This is a genomic window from Herpetosiphon geysericola (assembly GCF_001306135.1).
Taxonomy (GTDB): Bacteria; Chloroflexota; Chloroflexia; order Chloroflexales; family Herpetosiphonaceae; genus Herpetosiphon; species Herpetosiphon geysericola.
This window is the reverse complement of sequence record NZ_LGKP01000006.1, coordinates 126,982-144,662: the sequence shown is the minus strand read 5'-3', so window position 1 is coordinate 144,662 and position 17,681 is coordinate 126,982. Positions and strand designations below refer to the sequence as shown.

At 51.8% G+C, this 17,681-nt stretch carries 15 protein-coding genes; 14 read left to right on the top strand and 1 reads right to left on the bottom strand.

Annotation, left to right across the window (positions count from 1 at the left end; all coding sequences use genetic code 11):
* Positions 1-235: 235 nt before the first annotated feature.
* The 14 genes from SE18_RS02910 (at position 236) to leuB (ending at position 16,310) form a co-directional block, all read left to right on the top strand.
* Positions 236-634 carry a hypothetical protein gene (locus SE18_RS02910; RefSeq protein WP_054532921.1) on the top strand — a complete coding sequence of 133 codons (399 nt, stop codon included), beginning with the start codon at positions 236-238 and terminating at the stop codon, positions 632-634.
* 663 nt (positions 635-1,297) lie between these two features.
* Positions 1,298-2,983, top strand: a complete 1,686-nt coding sequence (ilvD, locus tag SE18_RS02900; protein WP_152976538.1) for a dihydroxy-acid dehydratase — start codon at positions 1,298-1,300, stop codon at positions 2,981-2,983.
* Positions 2,984-3,022: 39 nt separating this feature from the next.
* Positions 3,023-4,735 carry a biosynthetic-type acetolactate synthase large subunit gene (gene ilvB / locus SE18_RS02895; protein ID WP_054532919.1) on the top strand — a complete coding sequence of 571 codons (1,713 nt, stop codon included), beginning with the start codon at positions 3,023-3,025 and terminating at the stop codon, positions 4,733-4,735.
* Positions 4,736-4,753: 18 nt separating this feature from the next.
* Positions 4,754-5,275: an acetolactate synthase small subunit gene (gene ilvN / locus SE18_RS02890; RefSeq protein ID WP_054532918.1), complete on the top strand. Its 522-nt coding sequence runs from the start codon at positions 4,754-4,756 to the stop codon at positions 5,273-5,275.
* A gap of 227 nt (positions 5,276-5,502) precedes the next feature.
* A complete protein-coding gene (gene ilvC / locus SE18_RS02885; protein ID WP_054532917.1) occupies positions 5,503-6,516 on the top strand; it encodes a ketol-acid reductoisomerase in 1,014 nt (337 codons plus the stop codon).
* A 136-nt stretch (positions 6,517-6,652) separates the two neighbouring features.
* Entirely contained in the window at positions 6,653-8,320 is a 1,668-nt protein-coding gene (locus SE18_RS02880; RefSeq protein ID WP_152976536.1) for a 2-isopropylmalate synthase, read from the top strand.
* Between the two features lie 50 nt (positions 8,321-8,370).
* Positions 8,371-9,195: a prephenate dehydratase gene (pheA, locus tag SE18_RS02875; RefSeq protein ID WP_054532915.1), complete on the top strand. Its 825-nt coding sequence runs from the start codon at positions 8,371-8,373 to the stop codon at positions 9,193-9,195.
* 30 nt (positions 9,196-9,225) lie between these two features.
* Positions 9,226-9,597 carry a four helix bundle protein gene (locus tag SE18_RS02870; protein WP_054532914.1) on the top strand — a complete coding sequence of 124 codons (372 nt, stop codon included), beginning with the start codon at positions 9,226-9,228 and terminating at the stop codon, positions 9,595-9,597.
* Between the two features lie 123 nt (positions 9,598-9,720).
* Positions 9,721-11,316 carry a citramalate synthase gene (gene cimA / locus SE18_RS02865; protein ID WP_054532913.1) on the top strand — a complete coding sequence of 532 codons (1,596 nt, stop codon included), beginning with the start codon at positions 9,721-9,723 and terminating at the stop codon, positions 11,314-11,316.
* A 20-nt stretch (positions 11,317-11,336) separates the two neighbouring features.
* Entirely contained in the window at positions 11,337-12,260 is a 924-nt protein-coding gene (locus SE18_RS02860) for a branched-chain amino acid transaminase (protein ID WP_054532912.1), read from the top strand.
* Positions 12,257-12,661, top strand: a complete 405-nt coding sequence (locus tag SE18_RS02855; RefSeq protein ID WP_054532911.1) for a GNAT family N-acetyltransferase — start codon at positions 12,257-12,259, stop codon at positions 12,659-12,661. Before SE18_RS02860 ends, SE18_RS02855 begins: the two co-directional genes overlap by 4 nt.
* 232 nt (positions 12,662-12,893) lie before the next feature.
* Positions 12,894-14,309, top strand: a complete 1,416-nt coding sequence (leuC, locus tag SE18_RS02850) for a 3-isopropylmalate dehydratase large subunit (RefSeq protein WP_054532910.1) — start codon at positions 12,894-12,896, stop codon at positions 14,307-14,309.
* Between the two features lie 155 nt (positions 14,310-14,464).
* On the top strand, positions 14,465-15,055 hold the full coding sequence (gene leuD, locus SE18_RS02845) for a 3-isopropylmalate dehydratase small subunit (protein ID WP_054532909.1): 591 nt from the start codon (positions 14,465-14,467) through the stop codon (positions 15,053-15,055).
* A gap of 181 nt (positions 15,056-15,236) precedes the next feature.
* Complete coding sequence (gene leuB / locus SE18_RS02840) at positions 15,237-16,310, top strand: 3-isopropylmalate dehydrogenase (RefSeq protein ID WP_054532908.1); 1,074 nt, start codon at positions 15,237-15,239, stop codon at positions 16,308-16,310.
* 48 nt (positions 16,311-16,358) lie between these two features.
* Here leuB and SE18_RS02835 read toward each other — a convergent pair whose 3' ends face one another.
* A complete protein-coding gene (locus tag SE18_RS02835) occupies positions 16,359-17,513 on the bottom strand; it encodes a glycosyltransferase family 4 protein (RefSeq protein ID WP_054532907.1) in 1,155 nt (384 codons plus the stop codon).
* Positions 17,514-17,681: the final 168 nt, after the last annotated feature.

The window sequence follows — 17,681 nt, the reverse complement described above, 5'->3', positions numbered from 1 at the left end:
AAATGGTATACTGGGCATGGACGGAACTCCTTCTGATGGTGGCTAGACACTTCCATCGTCGGGCTTCCGTCTTGCTTTGTCAAGGGATTCTTTCCTCATAACTCACATCATAACTCACATCAGGCGTGTATATTATCGATGACCCACATCATAGAAACCCTATTAATGATGGGAAATATCGATTTGAGATGAAAAGTCGGGTTCAACCAGGCTCAGTAGAATGCATGAATAATAGATGATCGCAGGTTTAATGATGCAATACAAACGGATTATTCAATTAATGATGTTTGGCATTCTGTTGATCAGTTGTGGTCGTTTGGTAGCACCTGAGGAAAAAGATCCAGTCAAACTACCATTGTATCCCAATGCCATCGTAATTGATGACACAGACAGCGCTGCAAATCAAGATATTATATTCTTTAAAACAGCAGATGAACCAAGTAGGGTCTTTGAATGGTATATTCGGCAAATGCCTGCTGAATGGATTCTTACCGATTTTAGAGATACCGATGATATATTCTTTATTAAAAAAAGTGATTGTTATAAATTTACAATTACACTGCAACTTGTAGAAATTATTCAACAAGCTGCTACATTTAGGTTGACCAGTATTGTTAATGATGAGTGTCGTTAAGCGTGGCAATATTTGGGTCGACTATGGCTGAAGTTAAGTAAACTACTCAAAAATCCAACTTGACAGAGTATCGCTGGATGTGTATACTCTGCACAAATAACTTTTGTAGGAAACTACCAAATGAGCAATCGTCCCGCGTTTATTATTATTAGCAACCTCCTTAGCCTCGTAATCGTCGTTATTACGCGGTCACTTTTATGTGGGAGGGGCTAACAAGCCTCGCGGGTAGTTCAAAAGAACTCAAGCCCCTCCCAGTTCGGGAGGGGCTTTTTGGTTAAGTTCGTTAGCTTCTGGAGGATAAACACATGCGGAACTTGTTGACACTTCTCGTCACCATGATCACTCCTCGTCCGCAGTTTATTATCTTCCAACCCATTCCCATTTGGTCGTGTCGCGTAGGCCGTCGCCTGCGCTAGAGCGATAACCCGAAGCGTTGCAATGATTGCAACAAACCCCTGAGCAGTGTCGCTCATTCGTTCAAGCTCATTGATGAGTATGTTCGTTCATCTTTTGCCTATGTTCAGCATCGGGACTGACAAGGCTTGCTTTCCTATTGCCAAAAATCGAGCGCTCTGTGGCCAATTCAACTGGAGTATTGGCCCAAGCGAGCTTATTGCTGCGATGGCCAGTCCAGCCATCCACATCTCTATGCGGGGAGCATCTATGCGTTCAGATACGATCAAACGGGGCTTTGCACGCGCACCACATCGATCACTACTCCGTGCGACAGGCCAAATCCAAGACGATAGCGATTTTCAGAAGCCGTTCGTGGCAATCTGTAATTCGTATATCGATATTATTCCTGGCCACGTCCACTTGCATGAGTTTGCCAAAATTGTCAAAGATGCGGTGCGCGCTGCTGGCGGCATTCCCTTTGAGTTCAACACCATCGGGGTCGATGATGGCATCGTCATGGGCCACGAGGGCATGCGCTATTCGTTGCCTTCACGCGAGTTGATTGCCGATTGTGTTGAAACCGTGGCGGCAGCGCACTGCTTCGATGCAATGATCTGTATCCCCAACTGCGACAAAATTGTGCCAGGCATGCTGATGGGCGCTGCCCGCGTCAATATCCCCACCGTTTTCGTATCGGGCGGGCCAATGCAGGCTGGCCGCGATAAAGATGGTAATAAAGTTGATCTGATCAGCGTGTTCGAGGGCGTTGGCCAACATGCCTCTGGCCGCATCAGTGATGAACGGCTGCTGGATCTGGAACGCAACGGCTGCCCGACCTGCGGCTCCTGCTCCGGCATGTTCACCGCCAATTCGATGAATTGTCTGTGTGAAGCACTGGGAATCGCCCTGCCATACAACGGTTCATTACTGGCCACCGACCCCGCCCGCCACGAATTAGCCCGCACCGCCGCCACCAAAGTCCTCGAACTGCTCCGCCAGAATATTTCCTTCAGCGATATTGTCACTCCCGAATCAATTGATAACGCGATGGCGCTCGACGTTGCCATGGGTGGCTCGACCAACACCGTCTTGCATGTTTTGGCCTTGGCGCGTGAAGCTGGCTTAGCGTATCCAATCAGCCGCTTTAACGAGGTTGCTGCTCGCGTGCCGCACTTAGCCAAAGTTAGCCCAGCTTGGGATGGCGATCGCCAATGGCATATGGAAGATGTGCATCGTGCTGGCGGCGTGCCCGCGATTATGGCCGAACTAGCCAAAAAGCCCGATGCCTTGCACCTGAATGTGCCAACCGTGACTGGCCAAACCTTGGGCGAGCAATTACAAGGCATCGCCAACGAAAACCCTGAATGCATTCGACCAATCGAAAATCCGCACTCGGCTCAAGGCGGTTTGTGTATTTTGTTTGGCAATTTGGCTCCCGAAGGCTCGGTAATCAAAGTTGGCGCAGTCGATCAACATCAAATGACATTTAGCGGCCCTGCTCGTTGCTTTCCCAGCGAAGAAGCCGCCACCTATGCCGCCCGTTCTGGCGAAATTCAGGCTGGCGATGTGGTAGTTGTGCGCTACGAAGGCCCACGCGGCGGCCCGGGCATGCGCGAAATGCTGGCCTTAACCTCGTTGCTCAAAGGCATGCCGTTGGGCGAGCAAGTGGCCTTATTGACCGATGGTCGTTTCAGCGGCGGCACACGCGGCCTGTGCATTGGCCATATCTCACCCGAAGCCGCCGAGGGTGGCCCGATTGGCCTGATCGAAAATGGCGACATCATTCACATCGATTTAGCAAATCGCCTGTTGGCAGTCGAACTCAGCGAAGCGCAATTTGCCGAACGCCGCGCTGGTTGGCAAGCCCCAGAACGCAAACATCAACGCGGCTGGTTGGCTCGCTACACCCGCTTGGTGACGAACGCCAGTAATGGCGCGGTGTTGGAAGCATAGATTATTGATATTAACCCTTACGCAAGGCGAGGTATACCGATGAAAACGCTAACTGGTGCTCAAATGATGTGTGAAGCGTTGATAGCCGAGGGCGTTGATGTGATGTTTGGCTATCCTGGTGGGGCGATTATGCCGTTCTACCATGCGCTGCCCGAATATCCCCAATTGCGCCATATTTTGGTGCGCCACGAACAAGCAGCTGGCCACGCCGCCGAAGGCTACGCCCGCACCAGCGGCAAAGTTGGGGTTTGTGTCGCCACCAGCGGCCCGGGCGCAACCAACTTGGTCACCGCAATTGCCGATGCCATGATGGATTCAGTGCCAATCGTAGCAATCACTGGTCAAGTCGTCACCTCGTTGATTGGCAAAGATGGCTTTCAAGAAACCGATGTGACTGGCATCACCCAGCCAATCACCAAGCACAATTATTTGGTAACCGATGTGCGCGATTTGCCACGGGTGTTCAAAGAAGCCTTTCATATTGCGCGCACTGGTCGCCCAGGCCCAGTGCTCATTGACATTGCCAAAGATACCCAAAATGCTCGTGGCGTGTTCGAGTATCCAGAAACTATCGATTTGCCTGGCTACAAGCCCAACTACGATGGCAATCGCCGCCAAATCAAAGAAGCAGCTAATTTGCTGAATCAGGCCAAAAAGCCCTTGATTATGGCAGGCCATGGCATTTTGCTGGGCCACGCCAGCACTGAATTACGCGAATTTGCCGAAAAAACTGGGATTCCAGTGATCACCACGCTGTTGGGCATTAGCTGCATTCCCGAAGATCATCCGCTATCGTTGGGAATGCCTGGCATGCACGGTTGGGTGCACGTCAATCGTGCTATCCAAGAATGCGATGTGCTGTTTACGATTGGCGCACGCTTCGACGACCGCGTAACTGGCAAATTAGATAGCTTTGCCCGCAACGCCAAAATCATCCATGTTGATATTGACCCAGCTGAAGTTGGCAAAAACGTGGTAACCGCCGTGCCAATTGTCGGCGATGCCAAGCGCGTGCTGGAACATTTGACCGAAATTGCCAACCCCAACGACCACAGCGAATGGGTCAACCATATTCGCGAGGTTCAGGCAACTCGCTCCAAGCGCCAACGCGACCCAGAAAGTGGCATGTTCACGCCACACCATGTTTATGCAGAATTCACCCGCATTATGCAAGGCGAATTTCGGGTTTGCACCGATGTGGGCCAGCACCAAATGTGGGCGGCTCAGCTTATCGAATATATGAAGCCACATACCCATATCACTTCTGGCGGCTTGGGCACGATGGGTTTTGCTTTGCCAGCAGCGATGGGCGTGCAAGTGGCTTGCCCCAACGAAGAAGTTTGGGCAATCGCTGGCGATGGCGGCTTCCAGATGAATTTGCAAGAGCTGGCCACGGTAGTCCAAGAAAGCCTGCCCTTGAAGATTTGTATCATCAACAACGGCTACTTGGGCATGGTGCGCCAATGGCAGGAGCTTTTCCACGAACGCCGCTATTCGGCAACGCCAATGTGGAGCCCCGATTTTATTAAGTTGGCTGATGCCTATGGCATTCCTGGGGTGCGGGTCGAGCGCGCCGAAGATGTAGCCGAAGCAATCCACCAAGCGCGGGCAACCAATGGCCCATTCTTGATTGAATTTGTGGTTGAGCGCGAAGTCAACGTCTATCCGATGGTGGCTCCGGGCGCAAGCATCAGCGATATGTTCGAAGACCCCAGCGAAGTCGAAATCGAAGACGTTGTGGCAGTGAAATAGGCGCAGGAGATTTTTGTGATGAAACATACCTTAGTAGCTTTGTTACGTGACCAACCTGGGGTGCTGAACCGCTCGGTGAGCCTGTTTCGCCGCCGTGGCTTCAATATCGAAAGCTTAACCGTTGGGCATACCGAAACCGCTGGCATCTCGCGCATGACCTTGGTGATCGATGGCGATACCACCAGCGTCGAGCAAGTGATCAAACAACTGTATAAATTGATCGATGTGCTGAAGGTCAGCGACGTAACCCAAGACCCAAATGTCACCCGCGATTTGCTGCTGGTTAAGGTCTATGCACCACCAGCCAAGCGCAGCGAATTGATGCAATTGGCCGATATTTTCGGCGCCAAAATTGTCGATGTTGTGCCCGATGCCATGATGATCGAACTCAGCGGCAGCCCTGAGCAACTCGACCGCTTTGTTGACCTGATTCGTCCGTTTGGCATTCGCGAGATGGTGCGCACTGGCTGCCTAGCAATGACCCGGGGCGCATCGACCATCAGCGGGCCATATCAAACCCAAGAATTTCGCGCTGCTTAATTGGATTCAACGGGGCAAACGCCTCATTATTAATAAAGGATCACGACCATGCTGCAACCAATGTTTGAAGAAGAAACCACCGCGACCGCTGATAAAGCCCACTATAGCGACGAAGATGTCAATTGGGATACCTGGTGGGGCGATTACGGCGAGACCATGGAATAAACACGGGTAGCAATTGTTCATCGTTCAACCCATTTCCTAGTTATATTTGAGGAACTCATTCAATGGCAAAGCTTTATTACGATAACGATGCAGATCTTGGACGCTTGGCTGGCAAAACTGTGGCGATCATCGGTTATGGCTCACAAGGCCACGCCCACGCCTTGAACTTGAAGGATAGCGGCGTGCAGGTGGTGGTTGGTTTGCACGAAGGTAGCAAATCAAAGGCCAAAGCCGAAGCTGCGGGCTTGCAAGTGTTGAGCGTTGGCGAGGCCACCAAGGCTGCTGACGTTGTCATGGTCTTGGTGCCAGATACCACCCAAGCCCAACTCTACAGCGATGAAATTGCCCCGAACTTAAAGCCCAATGCAACCTTGATGTTTGCCCACGGCTTCAACATTCGCTATGGTCAAATCGTGCCACCGGCTGGGGTTGATGTTTCGTTGATCGCGCCAAAATCACCTGGACATCGCGTCCGTGAAGTGTTTGAGCATGGCGGCGGCGTACCAGGGTTGGTTGCGGTGTATCAAGATGCTAGCGGCGAAGCCTTGCAAAACGCTTTGGCTTATGGCAAGGGCATCGGTTGTGCGCGGGCTGGCGTGCTCGAAACCACCTTTGCTGAAGAAACCGAAACCGACCTGTTCGGCGAGCAAGCCATCTTGTGTGGTGGCGTTTCAGCCTTGGTCAAAGCTGGTTTTGAAACCTTGGTCGAAGCTGGCTATCAACCAGAAGTTGCCTACTTTGAATGTATGCACGAACTCAAGTTGATCGTCGATTTGTTCTATCAAGGTGGCTTGAGCTACATGCGCTACTCGGTCAGCGATACCGCCGAATGGGGCGATTACATTGCTGGGCCACGGGTCGTGACCAGCGAAACCAAAGCTGCCATGAAACTGTTGTTGGAAGAGATTCAAAATGGCGCATTTGCCGAAGATTGGATCGAAGAAAACCACACTGGTCGCGCTCGGTTCAACAAATATCGCTCAACCGATGTTGGCCACCAAATCGAGCATGTTGGCCGCGAATTGCGCTCAATGATGCCTTTCGTCAATCCAAAAGAAATTAACCCAGGCAGTTAATTAGGGAACGAGGGCTAGCGTTGCCGAAACCACGAAGGACACGAAGAACACGAATGTTAAGCTCCATACTTAGCGATCTTCGCGTTCTTCGCGGTTTCAACTGGCTTACGCAATCGCCCTCATTACGGAGAATTCTATGACCAGCGATTATGTACGCATTTTCGATACAACCCTGCGCGACGGTGAGCAATCACCAGGCTGTACCATGCATCTGCACGAAAAATTGGAAGTTGCCAAGCAATTGGCGCGAATGGGCGTGGATATTATCGAAGCAGGCTTTCCGGCGGCCTCACCTGGCGATTGGGAAGCAGTTAACCAAATCGCCAAGAGCGTTGGCACTGCCGATGGCCCAGTCATTTGTGGCTTGGCTCGCGCGGTCAAAAGCGATATCGAAGCCTGTGCGACGGCGATTGCGCCAGCTGCCAAAAAGCGCATTCACACCTTCCTTTCAAGCTCAGATATTCATATCGAGTATCAATTGCGCTCGACCCGCGAGGAAGTGCTGACCAAAACCCGCGAAATGGTTCGCTTGGCTAGCTCGCTCTGCGCCGATGTTGAGTTCTCGCCGATGGATGCGACCCGTTCCGACATCGAATTTATGTATCAGATGCTGGCGATAGCGATTGAAGAAGGCGCAACAACCTTGAATATTCCTGATACCGTGGGCTATTCCACACCTGAGGAATATGCAGCGTTGCTTCGGGGGATTATCGAAAACGTACCTGGCGCTGCCGATGTGATTATCTCGACCCACTGCCACGACGATTTGGGCTTGGCGGTGGCCAATTCGTTGGCTGGTGTTCGGGCTGGCGCTCGCCAAATCGAATGCACAATTAATGGCATCGGCGAGCGAGCTGGCAATGCTTCGTTGGAAGAAGTAGTGATGGCGTTGGAAACGCGCAAGCAATTTTATGGCCTGAGCACCAACATCGATACCACCCAACTAACGCCTAGCTCACGCTTGTTGAGTGCCTGTACCAACACCCAAGTGCCACCCAACAAGGCCGTTGTTGGCGCGAATGCCTTCGCCCACGAATCGGGCATTCACCAAGATGGCGTGTTGAAGCACCGCATGACCTACGAAATTATGAGCGCCGAATCGGTTGGCCAAGATGGTAATGCCTTGGTTTTGGGTAAGCACTCAGGCCGCCATGCCTTCCGTCATCGGGTGCAAGAGCTAGGCTATAGCTTCGATGAAGCCACGATCAACCACTTGTTTGCCCGTTTCAAAGATGTGGCTGACCGCAAGAAATATGTTGATGATCGCGATGTTGAAGCCTTGATTACTGATGAAGCAGGCCGCCCAAGCCCAGTTTATGAATTGGAGCATGTGCAATTTGCCTCAGGCGTGAACGCCATTCCAACCGCGACCGTGCGCATGCGTGGCCCCAATGGCGAAGTCAAAATCGAATCGGCGCAAGGCACAGGCCCAGTTGATGCAGTCTATTCGGCAATCAACAAAGTGGTATTAACGCCGGTTACCTTGCTGGAATTTGCGGTCAACGCCATTACCGAAGGCATCGATGCGGTTGGCGAAGTCAGCGTGAAAGTGGTTGAAGGCAAGCACAAACATGTGCGCGGCGTGCTAACCGATAAAGCCGCTGATGCCAAAGTTTGGCGTGGCAATGGCGTTAACGTTGACATTATTGTTGCTGCCGCCGAAGCCTACGTTGGAGCTTTGAACAAATTGCTCAAAGCCCGCCAAGAACGGCTCAAGCAAGAAACTACCGCCCGCATGGAAGTTGCCAGCGCAGCCCCAGGCGTGGATTTGTTCGGTGGCTCAACGCTCGGTCGTTACGAATAATTTGCGGCCTTGGTTCGCGCTGAATCAAGGCCGCTAGACCAAACGAACTTATGAAAATTGCTTATCTCGGCCCAGCTGGTACATTCAGCGAAAAAGCAGCGTTGGAAGCGGGCGACCAACAATCCACCTATTTGCCAATGGCAAGTATGCCCGCTGTGATGACGGCTGTTGAAACTCGGGCGGTTGATTATGGCATTTTGCCAATTGAAAACTCGCTCGAAGGCGCGGTGAGCATTACGCTCGATGTGCTGATTCACGAAACGCGTCTGCGGATTTGCCGCGAAATCGTGATTCCAATTCGGCATATGTTGGTGGCTAAGCCCGATGTGCAACTCGATACGGTCGAAGTGCTCTACACCCATCAACAACCGCTGGCCCAATCGCGCCGTTTTATCGAACGCTGCTTGCCGAATGTGCCAACCGTGGCCGCGTTAAGCACTGCTGCTGCATTGGTCGAAGCGCTCGCCGATGAGCGCCGCGCCGCCGCATTGACCACCTTGCATGCTGCCGAACGCGCTCAAGCCAATATCTTGGCCTACGATGTTCAAGATACCACCAACAATCGCACGCGCTTTGTGGTTTTGGCTCCCGAGGATGCTGCCCCAACTGGCGACGATAAGACCTCGCTGATGTTTACGTCGAAGGTCAATCGCGCTGGAGCCTTGCACGAAGCTTTGGCAATTTTTGCCCAAGCCGGAATTAATTTGAGCAAAATTGAATCGCGGCCAGCCAAAGCCGAGCTTGGCGATTATGTTTTTCTCGTAGATATTGATGGCCATCGCCATGAGCCAGTTGTTGCCGAAGCCTTGCAAAAGCTGGCTAGCATCGCTGGCACAGTCAAGATTTTTGGTAGTTATCCAAAATTCAGAACATAGAACATAGAGCATAGAACATAGGAGCAGGTGATGAGTGAAGCATATTCATATCGCAATTTGATTATGTGGAATAAATCGCAAGAATTGGTTATGGATGTGATTCAATTGATTAGCAATATACCAAACTCGTGGAGTAATGCAGTGATTGTGCGCCAGATTGTTAGTTCTGCTACATCAATTAGCGCCAATATTGCTGAAGGCCATGGCCGATTTAGCCTTGGGGCGCATAAGAATCATCTTTCGATTGCGCGTGGCTCGGCTGCTGAAACTGATAATTGGGCTAATACATTATTTCGGCTTGGTTACATTGATGAGGATGCAGAAAAGCGGATTCAAAAACGTTGCAACGAGATTATTGCAATGCTTTCAAGCAAAATGCGCAAACTTGAACAATCACAATAAAGTTTGCATGAATCAGCTGCAATCTATCAAATAGATACCCAATTCGATATATTTGATGCTGATGATTACATCAACTAACGCTATGTTCTATGTTCTATGCTCTCTGTTCTAGGAGTGTGACACATGCAAATATTTCTATACGATACAACGCTGCGGGACGGCACTCAACGCGAAGGGCTTTCGTTATCTTTAGCCGATAAATTGAAAATCGCTCGCGAACTTGATCGCTTTGGCATGCACTATATCGAGGGCGGTTGGCCTGGCTCGAACCCCAAGGATGCAGCATTTTTTGCTGAAGCTGCCAAAATGGAGTGGAAGCACGCCAAAATTGCCGCTTTTGGTTCAACGCGCCGCGCCAATAGCAAACCAGAAACCGATGCCAATCTCAAGGCTTTGCTCGATGCCAACACGCCTGTGGTAACCTTGGTTGGCAAATCGTGGACATTGCACGTGACTGAGGTGCTGGAAACGACGCTCGAAGAAAATTTGGCCATGATTCGCGATAGCGTGGCGTTGATGAAAGCCCACGGCAAAGAAGTAATTTACGATGCCGAGCACTTTTTCGATGGCTTCCGCGCTGATAACGACTATGCTTTAGCCACAATCAAGGCTGCCGCCGAAGCAGGAGCCGATTGGATTGTGCTTTGCGATACCAACGGCGGCTCGCTGCCCGATTGGATCAGCGCTGTGGTGCAGCAAGTCAAGGGCAAAATCAAGACCCAACTGGGGATTCATACTCACAACGATAGCGAGTTGGCAGTAGCAAATTCGTTGGCGGCGATTGTCGCTGGTTGTCGCCAAGTTCAGGGCACGATCAACGGCTATGGCGAGCGCTGCGGTAACGCCAACTTAATCTCGATCATTCCCAATTTGCAAGTAAAAATGGGTATGTTCTGTGTGCTGCCCGACCAACTGCAACGCTTGACTGAGCTTTCGCGCACGGTCAGCGAGATTGCCAACTTGAACCCCGACGAACACGCCGCCTACGTTGGAAACAGCGCATTCGCCCACAAAGGCGGGATTCACGTCGCGGCAGTGGCGAAAGTTGAGCATTCATACCAACATATCGAGCCAGTTCAAGTGGGCAATCGCAAACGGGTAGTAATCAGCGAGCTTTCAGGCCGTGGCAACATCAAAATGCGCGCCGAAGAATTGGGTGTGGAGAGCGCAGGCCTCGAACGTAGCGTACTCGAACGAGTAAAATTGCTCGAAAGTAAAGGCTTTCAGTTCGAAGCCGCCGAAGGTTCATTTGAACTTTTGGTGCGTCGCGCTGCCGCCGATTATACAGCGCCCTTCAAATTGCTCGATGTTGTGACAATTGTTGAGCAACGGCGTGGGGTTGAGATGCAGGCCGAGGCGACAGTTAAGCTGCAAATTGGTGAGGAAATTTATCATACAGCGGCTTCGGGCAATGGCCCAGTTAACGCACTCGATCAAGCCATGCGCAAAGCGTTGCTCGCGCGTTACCCAGAATTGGCCAATGTGCATCTCGTCGATTACAAAGTGCGGATTCTCGATTCGGAATCGGCAACTGGCGCAACCACCCGCGTTTTGATCGAGGCCGCGATGGGCGAAGAACGCTGGACAACCGTCGGCTGCTCGGAAAATATTATCGAAGCCAGCTGGCAAGCCTTGGTTGATTCGTTAGAATTGCCCTTGGTTCGAGCCCAAAGCAACCAACCAGTGCTACTCAAACACGCCGAAACCGTCGCGGCGTAACCCTAGACAAGGAACACTGCATGTCAATCAAACCGACCAAGTACATTTGGATGAACGGCGAATTGGTGGAATGGGAAAAGGCCACCGTGCATGTGATGAGCCACGCCTTGCACTATGGTTCATCAGTTTTTGAAGGCATTCGGGCCTACAACACACCCAACGGCCCAGCTTTTTTCCGTTTGCAGCCGCACCTGCGCCGTTTGTACGATTCGGCCAAAATCTATCGCATGCCGATTCCTTTTGATCAAGCGCAATTGGCTGATGCCTGTCATGCTGCGGTACGCGAAAATGGCTTAGATTCGGCCTATCTGCGGCCCTTGGCTTGGCGTGGTTATGGCGTGCTGGGTGTAAACCCGCTAGCCGCGCCCGTTGATGTGATGATTGCAGCCTTGGAATGGGGAGCTTATCTTGGCCCCGAAGCGCTGGAATTGGGCGTTGATGTGTGCGTTTCGTCGTGGAATCGCACCGCCCCAAATACGATTCCAACTATGGCCAAGGCTGGCGGCAACTATCTTTCCTCGCAATTAATCGTGATGGAAGCAGCGCTCAACGGCTACGCCGAAGGCATCGCACTCGATGTCAATGGCGTGTTGAGCGAAGGCAGCGGCGAAAATCTGTTCATCATTCGCGATAACGTGATTTATACCACCCCAGTCACGGCGGCAATTCTGCCGGGGATCACTCGCGATAGCGTGCTGACCTTAGCTAAAGAATTTGGCTACGAAGTGCGCGAACAAGCCTTGCCGCGCGAAATTCTCTATCTTGCTGATGAAATGTTTTTCACTGGTACAGCTGCCGAAGTCTCGCCAATTCGCTCGGTCGATGGCATACAAGTTGGTGAAGGCAAGCTTGGGCCAATCACCACCGTATTGCAAGAGGCCTTCTTCGGCTTGTTCAACGGCAAAACCGCAGATAAATGGAACTGGTTGGAGTATCTGCGATGAGCATTCGTTATAGCAGCGACACAGTAATTAGCGCCGAGCAATTTGTGGTGGTGCTAAATGCCTCAACCCTTGGCGAACGCCGTCCGGTCGACGATTTGGCTCGAATGCAGGCGATGATCGACAATGCTGATTTGATCGTTACGGCGTGGGATGGCGAAAAGCTGATCGGCGTAGCGCGCACAATTACCGATTGGTGCTATGCAGCCTATCTTTCCGATTTGGCGGTTGACCAAAGCTACCAAAAACAAGGCCTTGGTCGTCAGTTAATTGAGGCTACGCGCGAAAAACTTGGCGATCAATGTTCCTTAGTGCTCTTAGCAGCGCCCGCCGCCGCCGATTATTACGCCAAAGTCGGCTTCGAATCGATCAAAAACGGCTGGCAAATCAAACGCACGAGTTAATTATCCACGAAGAGCACGAAGAGCACGAAGTCAGCTAGGTTTTAACGCAGAGGCGCAGAGCAATGAAGGATGAGAAATGCAAATGCTTGGAATCAGAACCCTTAATGATCTTCGTGTTCTTCGCGGTTTCATTCGTTAGTTCTATGCTAGAGATTTGGGGTTAGCGGCAAAACGGGGAAATGCTCCCCAGCCCCTGACACCCGACCCCTAACTATACAATTGGAGAACCATAATGGCCAAGACATTATTTGAAAAAATCTGGGATGCCCATGTTGTTCAAGCTGCTGACGCTGAATCGCCAGCAACCTTATATATCGATTTGCACTTGGTGCATGAAGTTACTTCGCCGCAAGCCTTTACGATGTTGCGTGAACGCGGCTTGACCGTGCGCCGCCCAGATCAAACCCTCGCCACGATGGACCATAGCACGCCAACCACACCACGCGGCGCTGATGGGATTATTCCCGTAACCGACGAAATTGCCCGCAAACAATTGAATCAGTTGATTCAAAATTGTAGCGATTTTGGTATTCCACTGTACAACTTGGGCACCGAAAACCAAGGCATCGTCCACGTGATCGGGCCAGAGCAAGGCTATACTCAACCAGGCATGACGATTGTCTGTGGCGATTCGCATACCAGCACCCACGGCGCATTTGGCGCATTGGCTTTTGGAATTGGCACCAGCGAAGTTGGCCACGTCTTGGCAACCCAATGTTTGTTGCAGCAAAAACCGCAAACCGCCGAAATTCGCATTGATGGCACACTGCGCCCGGGCGTAACCGCCAAAGACATTATCTTGGCGATTATTGCCAAAATTGGCGTAGGCGGCGGCACGGGCTATGTGCTCGAATACACTGGCTCGGCGATTCGCGCCCTCTCGATGGAAGAACGCATGACCATCTGCAATATGTCGATTGAGGGCGGCGCACGGGCTGGATTGATTGCGCCCGACGAAACCACCTTTGCGTGGCTGAAAGATCGCCCGCATACGCCCAAGGGCGAAGCATGGGATGCTGCGGTTGCATACTGGCGCACGTTGCCCAGCGATGAAGGCGCAACTTATGATCTCCAAGTCGTGTTGAATGCAGACGAATTGGCTCCAATGATTACCTACGGCACCAACCCGGGTATGGGTATTCCGGTGACAGGCAACGTGCCAGCCCCCAGCGATTTGGCTGATGATAGCCAACGCATGGCCTTGGACAAAGCCTTGAACTACATGGGCTTGCAACCAAACCAACCGCTGATTGGCCAAAAAGTTGATGTGGTATTCCTTGGTTCCTGCACTAACTCGCGGATATCTGATTTACGGGCAGCCGCTAAATTGTTGGATGGCAAAAAAGTTGCCGATGGCTTGCGCATGTTGGTCGTGCCCGGCTCGCAACAAGTCAAGCGTCAAGCAGAAGCAGAAGGCTTAGACCAAATTTTCCGCGCGGCAGGCGCTGAATGGCGCGAAGCTGGCTGCTCGATGTGTATTGCCATGAACGGCGATCAACTCCAACCTGGCCAATATGCGGTCAGCACCAGCAATCGCAACTTTGAAGGCCGCCAAGGCAAGGGCGGTCGCACCTTCCTCGCCAGTCCATTGACCGCCGCCGCCACCGCCATCAATGGCCATATCGTCGACGTGCGAGAAATTTTGTAAAGTCAAAAGGCAGAAGGCAAAAATCAAAATAACCTATAGCATTGGTTTTCGCCTTCGATCCCATTCATTTTGCTTTTTGAATTTTGATTTCTGACTTAATTACCGTTCATTTTGACTTTTGAACTTTGACTTTTGATTTTATTGCTGGGGTTAACATGCAGCCAATTAATACATTTCAGGCCAAAGCAGTGGCCTTGCCAATTGAAAATATCGACACCGACCAGATCATTCCGGCGCGCTATTTGAAAGTTACCGATAAAAATGGCTTGGGCGAAGCGCTATTTACCGACTGGCGCGGCGAACCAGATTTCGTGTTGAACCAAGCTTACGCTCAAGGTGCTGGCGTGCTGATTGCAGGCCATAACTTTGGCTGTGGCTCCTCGCGCGAGCATGCGCCATGGGCCTTGCAAGGTTTTGGCTTCCAAGCAGTCATCAGCACCTATTTTGCTGATATTTTCAAAGGCAATGCCTTGAAAAACGGCTTGTTGCCAATCGTGGTCGATGCCGCAACCTTGGCGCGCTTGACCGAGCAATGCTTAGCCAATCAAACTATCGATGTCAGCGTTGACCTTGAGAACCAACAAGTGCATGTGGCTGGCGAAACCATCAGTTTTCCAATTGATGCCTTCTCCAAGCATTGCTTATTGCATGGAGTCGATCAATTAGGCTATATTCAAGCTCAAGAAGCTGCAATCCAAGCCTACGAAGCCAATCATCCTGCCCGCGTCAATACGGTTGGAGCTTAACAATTTATTGAAACCACGAAGAACGCAAAGAACGCGAAGATAGTGTTAACAAATTGTGGAATCAGGGAATCGCTAGAAGATTCCCTGATTCTGTTATATTTGCGGTACTCTACGGCTCTAAATGGTGAATGGTGGGGAATTACTCCACCGCTTGTTGGTTAAATTAGCAAGGAGTGTTTTGATGCAAGCAACAATTGCCTTATTACCTGGTGATGGCATCGGCCCCGAAGTCGTTGCCGAAGGGGTCGAGGTGCTCAAAGCTGTAGCCGAGCGCTATGGTCATAGTTTTAGTTTCAGCGAAGGCTTGATCGGTGGCTGCGCGATCGATGCCCACGGCACAGCCTTGCCAGAAGCCACCGTCGAAATCTGCCAAGCCGCCGATGCGGTGCTGCTGGGCGCGGTTGGCGGCCCAAAATGGGATGATCCCAAGGCCAAAGTTCGGCCAGAGCAAGGCTTATTGGGCATTCGCAAAACCTTGGGCTTGTACGCCAATTTACGGCCTGTCGCGGTCACGCCAGCCTTGGCCAGTCGCTCGCCGTTGCGCCCTGATTTGGTCGAAGGTGTCGATATGCTGGTGGTGCGCGAATTAACTGGCGGGATTTACTTTGGCGAAAAAACCAGCTTCTATATTCGCCCCGACGAAGAGCAAGCAGTCGACACCTGTGTCTACACCACCAGCGAAATTGAGCGCGTGGTGCGACGGGCTTGCGAATTGGCCCGTGGTCGGCGCGGCAAAGTGACCTCGGTCGATAAAGCCAACGTGCTCGAAACTTCGCGCTTGTGGCGGCGGGTGGCGAGCCGCGTGGTGGCCGAAGAATTCCCCGACATTCAGCTTGAGCATATTTTGGTTGATGCTTGCGCGATGCACTTATTGCGCCGCCCTGCCGATTTCGATGTGATTGTGACTGAAAATATGTTCGGCGATATTCTGACCGATGAGGCCTCGATGTTGGCAGGCTCGTTGGGCTTGTTGCCATCTGCTTCGCTGGGAAAGGGCAAAGCTGGTTTGTACGAGCCAATTCACGGCAGCGCTCCCGATATTGCAGGCAAGGGCGTGGCTAATCCATTGGCAACAATTTTGAGCGTAGCTTTGCTATTGCGCTATTCCTTGGGATTGAATGCAGAGGCTGAGGCAGTTGAAAAAGCTGTTTACGCGACGATTGATGCAGGCATTTTGACTGGCGATTTGGCTCCTGCTGGCCAAGCTCGCTCGACCAAAGAGGTTGGAGCTGCCGTGTTGGAGCGCTTGGGCTAGACAGTAATGACGCCCCGAGTTCAATGGCGAGCAAGGGGCGTTTGAATTTTAGCATTGTTGCCCAAGTAATTCGTACAAGCCCAAAATCCCCAAACCAGTGCCTTCCCAGGTAAATTTAGCTGCTTGGCGTGGCCCAGCTTCGGCCAATGTTTGGCAAAATTCTGGCTCGGTTAAGACCTTGTGCAAGGCCGCCGTAATTGCCGCTGTATCGTGAGGATCGACCAGCAAAGCCGCGTTGCCAGCAATTTCGGGCAAGCTTGAGATGGTCGAGGTAATCACTGGCGTTCCACAGGCTTGGGCCTCGACGATTGGCACGCCAAAGCCCTCATAGAGCGAAGGATAGACCATCGCTGTTGCGCCACTGTAGAGCTTGGGCAAATCGCTGTCGCTGACAAAATCCAAAAAGATAACTGATTGGGCTAGGCCATAGCGTTGCACCGCCGCATAAATTGGCTCGGCCAACCAACCACGTTTGCCGCCAATCACCAAGGGCTGGCTGCGCAATTCGGCGGGCAATTTGCCAAAGGCTTCGATCAAGCGCTCGACGTTTTTGCGTGGTTGCACGGTGCCTACATTTAAGAGATAACGCTCTGGCAAGCCAAGCCGCTGGCGCATTTCAGCAATTTCTGCTTCAGGCCGAGGGTAAAAATCACTGCCACTACCCGAATAAACAATCGTTGATTTATCTGGCGCAGTGCCCAACAAGCGCTCCATATCGGCCTTGGTTGCCCGCGAATTAACGTGAATATGGTCGGCGCGGCGAATATTGCGCGGCACAACCCCACCCAAATAGCGGCGCAATTCTGGCGGCGCAGTTTCAGGGTGGATGATATAGGCAAAATCGTGAATCGAGAGCAGAGTTTTGGCCTTGGTTGGCGGCAACACAAAATCGGTGCCATGCACCACATCAACCGCGCCAACAATTTGTTCAACCGCCAAGGGCAACTGCAGACGCTGCCAGAGAATCGTCAACAAGCGCTCGGTGATGGGAATTGGCCGCGGCTTGATATTGGGCAAACGCCGTTGAAGCTCATGCAAGGCCTGCATCTGAGCACTATTTGGGTCAAGCCCACGCGCTGCATACCACAATGAAAAGCGATGTTGGGGCGCTGCCTGCGCGGCAACTTGGGTTATTTCGCGCACAAAGCGGCCAATTCCACCGCCCTGGCGCACTGCTGCATTGTAATCAATTGCTATGTGCATAAGTTAAGAGCATAGAACATTGATCCACGAAGGTCACGAAGGGCCACGAAGCACGGAACCGCGAAGATCGCGAAAATCGCGAAGGTTGTTTTTAGCCACGAATTCCACGAATGATGTTCCGATAGCCAAAAGTCCATAGCCTTCATCCTTCATCCCTCTGCGCCTCTG